The sequence below is a fragment of the Mycolicibacterium llatzerense genome (assembly GCF_000878195.1).
Lineage (GTDB): Bacteria > Actinomycetota > Actinomycetes > Mycobacteriales > Mycobacteriaceae > Mycobacterium > Mycobacterium llatzerense.
Genome location: NZ_JXST01000033.1, coordinates 65,242 through 76,434, shown reverse-complemented (window position 1 = coordinate 76,434; position 11,193 = coordinate 65,242). Strand labels below are relative to the sequence as shown.

Sequence of the window (11,193 nt, the reverse complement as noted above, 5' to 3'; positions counted from 1 at the left end):
GTCTCTTCCTCCGCATCCAGGAACTCGAAAACCCGCTCCGCGCTGGCCATCCCGGACTGCATGGTGTTGTACATCGACGCGATCTGGGTCAGCGGCTGATTGAACTGCCGCACGTACTGGATGAAAGCCTGGATGCTGCCGAGGCTGATCTGCCCGGTCGCCACCTGGATGCCGCCGACCACGGCGACCCCGACGTAACTGATGTTGCCGATGAACGTCGTGATCGGGGAGACCAGCCCGGACAGTGACTGCGCACCGAAACTCGACTGGTACAGATCGTCATTCAGTTCGCGGAACTTCTCCTCGGCCAATGCCCGGTGCCCGAAGGTCTTGACCACGGTGAAGCCGCTGTAGGTCTCTTCGATGTGGGCGTTGAGCCGGCCCATGTTGCGCCACTGCGCCATGAAATGTTGCCGCGACCGTTTGGTGATGATCCGCGTCGCCAGCAAGGTGAACGGCACCGTCAGCACCGTGATCAACGCCAGCAGCGGCGAAATCCAGATCATCGCTGCCAGTACCGCCACCACCGTGAGCGCCGAGGTCAGCAGCTGACTGACGGTGATGGTCAGCGACGTCTGGACGTTGTCGATGTCGTTGGTGACGCGGCTGAGAATCTCGCCACGCGGACGGGAATCGAAGTAGGACAACGGCAGTCGGTGAATCTTGTCCTCGACGCGGGCGCGCAGCGCGAACATGGTGCGCTGCACGATGGTGTTGAGGAGTCGTGCCTCGACCCACACCATCACCGCCGAAACCAGATACAACAGCAGCGCAAGAGTCAGCACATGACCGATGGCACTGAAGTCGACGCCCTGCCCCGGAACGACATTGGAACCGGCAAGCAGATCGGCAAAAGTGTTGTCGCCGCGGGCCCGGGCCGCTGCCACCGCCTGCTCACGGCTCATCCCGGCCGGCAAGCCACGCCCGAGCACGCCGTTGAACAACAGGTCGGTGGCATGGCCCAGAATGCGCGGCCCGATCACGCCGACGGCGATCCCTGCGATCCCCAACAGCATCACCACGGCAACCCGGCCACGTTGCGGCGCCAGCTGCTTCACCAGTCGCACTGCCGTGCCGCGGAAGTCCTCGGACCGCGAACCGGACGCCAGCATCGCGGCTGACGGCGGCCGGGTCACGCCACGCCTTCGGCCACGATCGCCTGCGATTCGGCGAACTCGCGGTACACCGGGCAGGACCCGATCAGCTCGGAATGCGTGCCGGCACCCACCACCTGGCCGTTGTCCAGCACGACGATCTGATCGGCGGCAGTGACCGTCGAAAGACGTTGGGCAACAATGACCACCGTGGCTTCGGCAGCCACCGCGGACAGCGCGGCCCGCACCCGGGCGTCGGTGTGGACGTCCAACGCAGAGAACGCATCGTCGAACAGATAGACCGCCGGCCGCCGGATCACCGCGCGCGCGATGGCCAGGCGCTGACGTTGTCCACCGGAGAAATTCGTGCCGCCCTGGGCGACGGGCATGCTGAGTCCCTCGGGATGATCCGCCACGAAATCAGCCGACGCGACACCCAGCGCGGCCCACATCTCGTCTTCGGTGGCGTCGGCCTTGCCGAACCGCAGGTTGTCGGCGACGGTGCCGGAGAACATGTGCCCGCGCTGCGGTACCACGCCGATCATCGACCACAACTGTTCCGGGTCGTAGTCCCGCACGTCGACGCCGTCGACGGACACGGAACCTGAGGTGACGTCGTACATCCGGCACAGCAGTGCCATCAGCGTCGACTTCCCCGAGCCGGTCGACCCGACGACGGCCGTCACCGCGCCCGGCCGGGCGGTCAGCGAAACTCCATGCAGCACAGGATCGTCGGCCCCGGGGTACCCGAAGGTGGCTGCCTCCACCTGTATTTCCCCGCGCCGAACCTCCGGCACCACAGGCGTATCGGGGGACACGATCGTCGGCTCGGTGGCGAGCACATCGGTGATCCGCTCGGCGCATACCGACGCGCGCGGCAGGATCACCAGCACGATGGTCACCATCAATACGGCCATCAGGATCTGCATGAAGTAGGACAGGAAGGCGATCAGCGAGCCGACTTCCATCTGGCCGTGGTCGATGCGGATACCGCCGAACCAGATCACCGCGACGCTGGACAGATTCACCACGAGGGTGGTCGCGGGCAGCATCAGGGCCTGCCACCGGCCGACCGTCATGGTGGTGTCGGTCAGGGCGTGATTGGCGTCGGCGAACCGGTCGCGTTCGGCGTCTTCCCGCAAGAAGGCCCGAACCACACGGATACCGGTGAGTTGTTCGCGCAGCACCCGGTTGATGCTGTCGATCAACCGCTGCATGCGGCGGAACAGCGGCAGCAGCCGCGAGATGATGAGGTAGTTGCACACCGCCATCACCGGCACGCTGACCAGCAGTAGCCAGGACAGGCCGGCGTTCTGGTGCACGGCCATCGCGATGCCGCCGATGCTCATGATCGGCGCGGTGATCAGCATGGTGCAGGTCATCTGCACCAGGACCTGGATCTGCTGGACGTCGTTGGTGGTGCGGGTCATCAGCGTGGGCGCCCCGAACCGCACGGCTTCGGCATTGGACCAACCGAGCACCTGACGGAACACCGTCCAGCGCAGGTCGCGGCCGAAACCCATGCCGGCGCGGGAGCCGAAATAGACCGCGCCGATCGCGCACAGCACCTGCAGCGCGCTGACGCCGAGCATGATGGCGCCGAGCCGCCCGATGACGGCCGTGTCGCCGCGTGCGACGCCGTGGTCGATGATCCGGGCGTTCAGCGTCGGCAGATACAGCGAAGCCAGCGTGCTGATCAGTTGCAGCGTCGCCACCACCGTCAGCTGCCGCCGATACGGCCTCGTGTACTGCCGCAGCAGTGCCCAGAGCATGCGGTTACTGTGGCACACCCGAGAATGCTTGCAGAAAGACCAGGTCAGTCGGCATGTCGGTGGTTGACCTCCGAACCTGCCGCTACAGTGCATGGCGTGACCCGCAGACAGGTGAAGACCGCCGCCGCGACCGTGCTTGCCGCGGCGATGATTCCGGCGATGTCCGCCTGCTCGGACGATGGCAACGGCGGCGGCGCTGTCGCGGGCGGCCAGTCGGGCCCGTCCGCATCCGGTCCGGCCAAGCACGGCCCGATGTTCCCGGTGTGTGGTGGCGTCAGTGATCAGACCGTCGGCCAGCTGACCCAGGTCGCCGGCCTCGTCAACACCGCGAAGAACTCCGTCGGGTGCCAGTGGCTGGTCAACGGCGGCATCCTCGGTCCGCATTTCTCGTTCACCTGGTACCGGGGCAGCCCAATCGGCCGCGAGCGCAAGACCGAGGAACGGACGCGTGCGGACGTCAACGACATCAACATCCAGGGCCACTCCGGTTTCGTCGCACTCGGTGAGGACCCGATGATCGGCAAGAGCCTGTGCGAGGTCGGCATCCAGTTCGATGACGACTTCATCGAATGGTCCATCAGCTTCTCCCAGAAGCCGTTCCCCGACCCGTGCGACATCGCGAAGGAACTGGCCCGGCAATCGATTGCGAACGCGAAATGACACAGCGGAAACTGGCTGGAGCGGTCGTCGTGATGTCGGCGTTGGCGCTGGTGGGCTGCGCGCGGTCGGTCGAGGGCACCGCGCTGAAGGAAGGCGCAGGCGGCGGTAGCGAGCACTCGGCGGACTCGTACCCCAACCTGCTCAAAGAATGCGACGTGCTGACCAACGACGTGCTGGCCAAGACGGTCGGCGCGGACCCGCTGGACATCCAGAGCACCTTCGTCGGCGCGGTGTGCCGGTGGCAGGCGCTGAACCAGACGGCGGGCCTCATCGACATCACCCGGTTCTGGTACGAGCAGGGCAGCCTCGACGAGGAAACCAAGGTCGCCCAGCACCTGAACTACAAGTACGAGAACAAGTCGATCGCCGGCGTGAAGTCGATCATCATGCACCCGAACGACCCCAACGGTTCGTGCGGTGTGGCCAGCGACGCCGCCGGTGTCGTGGGCTGGTGGGTCAACCCGCAGGGTCCGGGCGCGGACACCTGCGGCATGGCCACCAAGCTGATGGAGCTGACGCTCGCCACCAACTCCTAACGGGGGACGTGGAACTGCGCCAGCGTGGCGCTGCGCAGTTCCAGCTGCGCCCATGGTCGGTCGGTGTGCAGGACCGCGATCGCTGACGTCGGGTATTTCATCGCGATCTGGCCGGCGGCATCGCGGTCGCTGGTGTCGGGCGACGCCAAACTCAGCGCCAGCGATGACATGACCGGTTCGTGGCCGATCACCAGCACCGTGTTCGCCGCCTCCGGCGCGCCGTTGATGACGTCGATGGCGATGCCCACCGTGGCGTCGTAGAGGCGTTCGACGTACGTCACGGGCGCGGTGATGCCGGTGCGGGCCAGGGTCTGGCGGGTGCGGGTGGCCGTCGAGCACAGGACGGCGTCGACGGACGGCAGGTGTTCCCGAATCCAGTCGCCGGCCAGCGCGGCTTCGCGAATGCCGCGCTTGGCCAGCGGCCGCTCATGGTCGGCCACCCCGTCGGGGTAATCGGATTTCGCGTGCCGCAGCAGGATCAATGTTCGGGTGGCCACCCGAACACCGTAGATCCCCAGAGTTGTCGGTGCCCGGATTTACACTCGCCACAGGAGTTTTCGAACAGCGCAAGAAAGGGGACGCCGAGATGCGTTTCGTGCACACCGCCGACTGGCAGCTCGGCATGACCCGGCATTTCCTGGGCGGTGAGGCGCAACCGCGTTACTCGGCCGCGCGTCGTGATGCGGTGGCCCGCCTCGGTGCGCTGTGCACCGAGGTCGGTGCGGAGTTCGTCGTCGTGGCAGGAGACGTCTTCGAGCACAACCAGCTCGACCCGCGCGAGGTCAGCCTGTCGCTGGAGGCGATGCGGGCCATCAAGATCCCGGTATTCCTGTTGCCCGGCAACCACGATCCGCTGGATCCGGCGTCGGTGTACACCAGCACGTTGTTCCTGGCCGAATGCCCACCGAACGTCACAGTGCTCGACGGCGTGCACGAGCTGCGCCCCGGTGTGCAGATCATCGGTGCGCCGTGGCGCTCCAAGGCGCCCACCACGGACCTCACGGGCGACGCGGTGGCCGATCTCCCGGCCGACGGCATCACCCGAATTGTGGTGGGCCACGGCGGGGTTGACGTGCTGGACCCTGATCCCACCAAACCGTCGCTGATCCGGCTGGACGCGGTGGAAGCTGCGGTGCAACGCGGCGCTGTGCACTATGTGGCGCTGGGGGACAAGCACTCCCGCACCGAAGTGGGCAGCACCGGCCGAGTTTGGTACTCCGGCGCACCCGAAGTCACGAATTACGATGACATCGAAGCGGATTCGGGTCACGTCCTGGTGGTCGACGTCGACGAAGCAGATCAGACGGTGAAGGTCGACGCCCGACGGGTGGGCCAGTGGCGGTTCGTCACGCTGCGCCGCATCGTCGACACCGATCGCGACATCGCCGATCTGGACCTGAATCTCGACGGGCTGCCGGACAAGGAACGCACCGTGGTCCGGTTGGCGCTCACGGGCTCGCTGACCATCTCCGACAAGGCCGTGCTCGACGCGTGCCTGGATCGCTACGCGCGCCTGTTCGCCGCGCTGACCACATGGGAGCGGCACACCGACCTCGTCGTGGTCCCGGCGGACGGCGAATTCTCGGACCTGGGCATCGGCGGATTCGCCGCGGCGGCGGTCGACGAACTGGTCGGCACCGCAAGCGCATCGGGCGACGGCGCCGACGACGCCCGCGCGGCGCTCGCGCTACTGCTGCGCCTGGTCGATCGGGGAACAGCGGCATGAAGCTGCACCGCCTGGTCCTGGCCAATTACCGCGGAATCACCCACCGCGAGATCGACTTTCCCGATCGCGGCGTGGTGGTGGTGGCCGGCGCCAACGAGATCGGCAAGTCCTCCATGATCGAGGCGCTCGATCTGCTGTTGGATGCCAAGGATCGCTCGACCAAGAAAGAGGTCAAGCAGGTCAAGCCGACCCACGCCGATGTGGGAGCCGAGGTGACGGCAGAAATCTCCACCGGCCCTTACCGGTTCGAGTACCACAAGCGCTTCCACAAGAAGGCCGAGACCCGGCTGACGATCCTCGCGCCGCGCCGCGAGCAGCTCACGGGCGACGAGGCACATGACCGGGTGCGGGCCATGCTCGACGAGACGGTCGACACCGAACTCTGGCGGGCCCAACGCATCCTGCAGTCGGCCGCCATGGTGCCGGTCGATCTGGCCGGATGCGACGCGCTGGCCCGGGCACTCGATGTCGCGGCGGGTCAGGCCGGTGCGCTCGAGGGGGCGCTGTCGGGTAACGAGCCGCTACTGGTCGACCGGATCGACGCCGAATTCTTGAAGTACTTCACCCAGACCGGCCGTGCCACCGGCGTCTGGGCCGAGGCCGTCAAAGGTCTGAAGGCCGCGCAGGCCGAGGTGGCGACGCGTACCGCAGCGGTGGCCGAGGTCGACGACGCGGTTCGGCGGCACGGCGAGCTGACCGCGGAATTGGCCACGGCCGCTGAGCAATTGGCAGCCGCTGAGGTGCGCCTGGCCGCAGCCCGTGAGGCGGCTGGGGCGGTGGCGCGAATCCGCGACGACCTGACGCAGGCACGGGTACAGACGCAGGCTGCGGTGGCCTCGGCGACGGCAGCGCGCAGCGCACTGGACGAGCGGCAGCGGCTGCACGCCGACGTCGCACAGCGGACCGCCGGCATCGGTGAGCTGACCGCCGCGGCCGAGCAGGCCGCACAGCAGCAGGCCGCTGCGGTGCAGCTCCAGCAAGCCGCAGACAACGCCGTGGCCGTGGCACGTTCTGTGGTGGACGCCGGTCGCGCACGGCTGGACGCGGCGCGGCAGGTGGTGGACCAGCTCTCCCAGCGTGCCGAAGCCGCCCGGTTGGCCGGACAGCTGGAGCGGGTACAGGCTGCCGCGACCGAACTGGCGGTTGTCGCCGAGCAGCTGGGCAAGATCACGCTGACCGGCGCCGCCATGCGCGCCATCGAAACCGCCGCGGCAGCAGTGGACCGCGCCGCAGCCGCGGCGGAACTCGCCTCGGCGCGAATCGAATTGGTCGCGCAGGGCGACGTTGAGCTGCGGGTCGGCGACCAGAACGTGACGTTGTCCGCCGGGGCCGAGTGGGCCACCAGTGCGGGCAGCCAGACCGATGTCGAGCTCCCCGGTCTGCTTACGGTGCGGGTGCTGCCCGGCACGCCGGCGGCGGACACCAGCGCAGTTCTTGGCGCCGCACGTGATGCGCTGGCCGCTGCACTCCAGCCGCACGGGGTGGCCGACGTGGAGGCCGCGCGTGCGCTGGACACCCGGCGGCGCGAACTCGAAGCCGAGCGTGATCGGCTGACCGTCACCCGGCAGACCCTGCTCGGCGCCGATACGGCCGAGGCGCTGGCGGCTCGACTGGCGGGGCTGCGGGAGCAGCTCGGCGACACCGAGCCCATCGATGTTGGCTCTGCTCGGGCCGAGCTGGAGGCCGCCGACGCCGAACAGCGGCGTGCGGCAACCGATTACGAGCAGTGCCGCGACACAGCCACCGCTGCGGCGGCCGCGGTGGCTGCCGCGCTGACTGCGGCCACGGTCGCGCGCGAGAAGGTGACGGCCGCGACGACAGCGCTCACCGAGTCGACCGCGCGACTGGCCCGGCAGAGCGAACTCGAAGACGACGCCGCGTTGACCCAGCGCGTCGCCACGCTGGGGGAGCAGGCTGCCGCCGCCACCGCACGCGAACAGGAACTCGCGGCCGCGCTGGCTGCCACCACACCCGACGTCGTGGACGCGGAACTCTCGGCGGCCATCGCGGATTCGACCCGCATCGGTGCCTGGCGCCGCGAACTCGATGACCAGTTGCGGGATGTGGCAGCGCAATTGAAGGTGTACGGGACTCAGGGCCGGCAGAGCCAGCTGGATGTCGCCGAGGTGGCGTTGCGGCACGCGGAGTCCGAGCATGCCGCGGTGGGCCGGCGCGCCCGAGCGGCTGAACTGCTACGCACGGTGATGGGCCGGCACCGCGAGCAGGCCCGCCAGCGGTACGTGGCACCGTTCCGCACCGAGGTGGAACGGTTGGGGCGCATCGTGTTCGGGGACAGCTTCGCCGTCGAGGTCGACAGTGATCTGCGGATTTGCAGTCGGACCGTCGCGGGTACCACCGTGCCGTACGAAAGCCTGTCCGGTGGGGCCAAGGAACAGCTGGGGATCGTGGCCCGGCTGGCCGGAGCTGCGTTGGTGGCCAAGGAGGACACCGTCCCGGTGATCATCGACGACGCACTGGGTTTCACCGATGCCGGCCGCTTGGCCCGGATGGGCGAGGTGTTCGACGCGGTCGGCGGCGACGGCCAGGTGATCGTGTTGACCTGCAGCCCCGAGCGTTATGCGAGCGTCGGCGACGCGACGCGAATCGAGCTCACCGCTTAACCCCCGAGACCCGGTCGGTTCGTGACAGACTTCGGCGGTGATCGCTGATTTCGTCGTCGTGGGAACCGGCTCTGCCGGTGCGGTGCTGGCTGATCGACTGAGCGCCGACGGCGCCTCGCAGGTGGTGGTCCTGGAGGCCGGGGCTCCCGACAAGAACCAGTTCATCCACATCCCGGCGGCCTTCGCGAAGCTGTTCCGCGGCGAATTCGATTGGGATTACTCGACCGAACCGCAACCGGAGCTCGCCGACCGCCGCATCTACTGGCCGCGCGGCAAGACCCTCGGCGGTTCGTCGTCGATGAACGCCATGATGTGGGTCCGCGGCATGCCCGCCGATTACGACGAGTGGGGTGAACTCGCCGGCGAAGAGTGGTCGTACGCGGCCGTCGAGAAGTACTTCGACCGGATCGAAGCCGGGCCGCTGGTGCTCAGCCCGCAGCGCAGCCCGCGCAGCATCACCGCCGCGTGGTTGGAGGCCGCCAAGCAGGCCGGCCACGAGGGATTCGTCGAGACCAGGGTCTGCCAGCGCCGCGGCGCCCGGTGGAGCACCGCCGACGCCTACCTGCGTCCGGCCCTGAAGCGGTCCAACCTGCATCTGCGCACGGGTGCCACCGCAACCCGGGTGCTGTTCGAGGACGGCCGGGCCGTCGGCGTCGAGTACGAGACGGAGGGCCGTCGCCAGACCGTCCGGGCACGCCGCGAGGTGATCCTGTGTGGCGGGGCGATCAACAGCCCGCAGCTGCTGATGCTGTCCGGGATCGGTCCACGCGAGCACCTGGCCGAGCACGGCATCGACGTTATCCACGACGCGCCCGGTGTCGGCTCGAACCTGTTGGACCATCTCGTTGCACTGCTCGGCTTCGATGCCAACTGCGTGACGCTGACCGGCGCGGAAAAACCCGTGCAGCTGCTCAACTACCTGACCCGCCGCCGCGGCATGCTGACCTCCAATGTCGGTGAGGCGTATGGCTTTGTCCGCAGCAACCCGGATCTCGCCGAGCCCGACATCGAGCTGATCTTCGCCCCGGCGCCCTTCTACGACGAGGGCCTCGGCGAGCCGTACCCGCGCGACGCGGTGGCGATGGGACCCATCCTGGTGAAGCCCAAGAGCACGGGCACCATCCGCCTCGCGTCGTCCGATCCATTCGCCAAGCCGATCATCGACCCGCGCTACCTGTCCGATCCCGAGGGCGCCGACCGCAAGGCGATGCTGGCGGGCTTTCGGATGCTGGCGGACATCGCGCAGGCGCCCGCGCTACAGGGACTGCTCGGCGACATCGCCCGGCCGGTAGGTGCGCGCGCTCTCGACGACAGGACGCTGGAGCTGGCACTGACCACCACGTCGCACACGCTGTATCACCCGACCACCACGTGCCGGATGGGCAGCGACGAGGCCAGCGTGGTCGACCCGCAGCTCCGCGTACGCGGTGTCGAGGGGCTGCGGGTCGCCGACGCCTCGGTGATGCCGACGATCATCCGCGGCCACACTCACGCGCCGAGCGTGCTGATCGGTGAGAAGGCCGCCGACCTCATCACCGGTCAGAAGTAGGCGTTCGCCGGAATCGCGGTGCCGTGCAGCAGGTTCTGTCCGACCACGCGCGCCTTGTAGCCGACGGGGTTGTGCAACGTAATGGTGCGGATGTTGCGCCAGTGCCGGTCGAGGTTGCGTTGCCGGCTGGCCGCGCTGGCACCGCCGAGCTCCAGCAGCTTGGTGGCGGCTCGTGGCGCGATGTCATCCAGGTGCACTTTCACCTTGGCTGCCTGCAGTTGGGCCTCGACGACCAGTTTTGCGTCGGGCACGCCGTCCGGGCCGGTCGAGTCGATGGCCGCCCCGATCGCCGCCGCCGCATCGAGCACCGCGGCCCGGGCAATGTAGGCGGAGCTGGCCAGTTCGCCGAGCTGGCGCTGCAACAGCGGGTCATCTGTCGGCGACGCCGCGGAGGCATGGCTGAAACTGCGCTCGCGGGACCGCAGGAGCGCAATCCCGTCATCGACGATGTTCTCCAAGATTCCGGCCACCACCGCGTGGATGTACAGCTGCAGCAGGGTGTACTGCACCGATGGCACGGGCTCGGCGCCATACGGCGTGTCCGAGAGCACCTCTTCGGGTAGCACCGTCACGGTCTGGAACCGCGTGGTGCCGGTGCCGGTGCGGCGCTGCCCGAAACCGTCCCAGTCGTCGACGATCTCCACACCCGCCCGATTGGCGGGGACGATGACGATCGCCACCGAGTCGTGATCGGTGGTCGCTGTCACGGTCAGGTAATCCGAGAACAGGGTTCCGGTGCTGTAGAACTTCTCGCCGGTCAAGGTGTATCCGCCGTCGCGGGCGGGGGTCAAGCGCGTGTTGAACACCAGGCTGCCGACCGCGTTGGAGCCTTTCTCGCTGAAAGCGTTGCCGAATATCTTGCCTTCGGCGACCTTTTCCAGCCAGGCCCGAGAACCCGGCTGGTCCAGGGTGCGCAGCCGCTCCTCGACGAACCAGAAGTGGGTGCGGAAGATGTGGGCCACCACCGGATCGGCGCGCGCCACGTCGATCACGGCGGAAAATAGTTGCGGCACAGTGAGTCCGGATCCGCCTAGTTCAGCAGGCAGCCGCAGGGTGCCGAATCCGGCTCGCTTCAGTGCGACCACCTGGTCAAAGGGATTCACGTCTTCCAGGTCACGGTCTTTTGCGCCTGCGCCGATATCGGCCAGCAGGTCGGCCCAGGCGGTGGTGCGGGGGTCGTCGAGGATCGTCATATCCCAGTTCTACGTACCAGCACAGTCACAGGCACTGCTTAC

At 67.9% G+C, this 11,193-nt stretch carries 9 protein-coding genes; 5 read left to right on the top strand and 4 right to left on the bottom strand.

Annotated features, from left to right (window positions below; translation table 11 throughout):
- The coding region (locus tag TL10_RS21330; RefSeq protein ID WP_043987212.1) for an ABC transporter permease at positions 1-1,112 on the bottom strand (1,112 nt) is incomplete at its 3' end.
- A 20-nt stretch (positions 1,113-1,132) separates the two neighbouring features.
- Entirely contained in the window at positions 1,133-2,866 is a 1,734-nt protein-coding gene (locus TL10_RS21325) for an ABC transporter ATP-binding protein (RefSeq protein WP_043987211.1), read from the bottom strand.
- A gap of 147 nt (positions 2,867-3,013) precedes the next feature.
- Here TL10_RS21325 and TL10_RS21320 point away from each other — a divergent pair, with 147 nt between their 5' ends.
- Together TL10_RS21320 and TL10_RS21315 are read left to right on the top strand one after the other, a co-directional pair.
- Positions 3,014-3,526, top strand: coding sequence for a DUF3558 domain-containing protein (locus TL10_RS21320; protein WP_043397147.1), 513 nt, complete (start codon positions 3,014-3,016; stop codon positions 3,524-3,526).
- Complete coding sequence (locus tag TL10_RS21315) at positions 3,523-4,062, top strand: DUF3558 domain-containing protein (protein ID WP_043396906.1); 540 nt, start codon at positions 3,523-3,525, stop codon at positions 4,060-4,062. Before TL10_RS21320 ends, TL10_RS21315 begins: the two co-directional genes overlap by 4 nt.
- Here the strand turns inward: TL10_RS21315 and TL10_RS21310 are convergent.
- Positions 4,059-4,559 carry a SixA phosphatase family protein gene (locus TL10_RS21310; RefSeq protein ID WP_043987198.1) on the bottom strand — a complete coding sequence of 167 codons (501 nt, stop codon included), beginning with the start codon at positions 4,557-4,559 and terminating at the stop codon, positions 4,059-4,061. The genes TL10_RS21315 and TL10_RS21310 overlap by 4 nt on opposite strands.
- Before the next feature lie 89 nt (positions 4,560-4,648).
- Here TL10_RS21310 and TL10_RS21305 point away from each other — a divergent pair, with 89 nt between their 5' ends.
- From TL10_RS21305 to TL10_RS21295, 3 genes are read left to right on the top strand one after another with little or no spacing between them, the layout of a single operon-like run.
- Positions 4,649-5,788, top strand: coding sequence for a metallophosphoesterase family protein (locus TL10_RS21305; RefSeq protein WP_043987197.1), 1,140 nt, complete (start codon positions 4,649-4,651; stop codon positions 5,786-5,788).
- Positions 5,785-8,409, top strand: coding sequence for an AAA family ATPase (locus tag TL10_RS21300; RefSeq protein ID WP_043987196.1), 2,625 nt, complete (start codon positions 5,785-5,787; stop codon positions 8,407-8,409). The genes TL10_RS21305 and TL10_RS21300 overlap by 4 nt, the downstream gene beginning before the upstream one ends.
- Positions 8,410-8,446: 37 nt before the next feature.
- Positions 8,447-9,958: a GMC family oxidoreductase gene (locus tag TL10_RS21295; protein WP_043987194.1), complete on the top strand. Its 1,512-nt coding sequence runs from the start codon at positions 8,447-8,449 to the stop codon at positions 9,956-9,958.
- Here the strand turns inward: TL10_RS21295 and TL10_RS21290 are convergent.
- The gene (locus tag TL10_RS21290; protein ID WP_043987193.1) at positions 9,949-11,151 is read right to left on the bottom strand and encodes an acyl-CoA dehydrogenase family protein; all 1,203 of its coding nucleotides are present in this window, start codon (positions 11,149-11,151) and stop codon (positions 9,949-9,951) included. The genes TL10_RS21295 and TL10_RS21290 overlap by 10 nt on opposite strands.
- Positions 11,152-11,193: the final 42 nt, after the last annotated feature.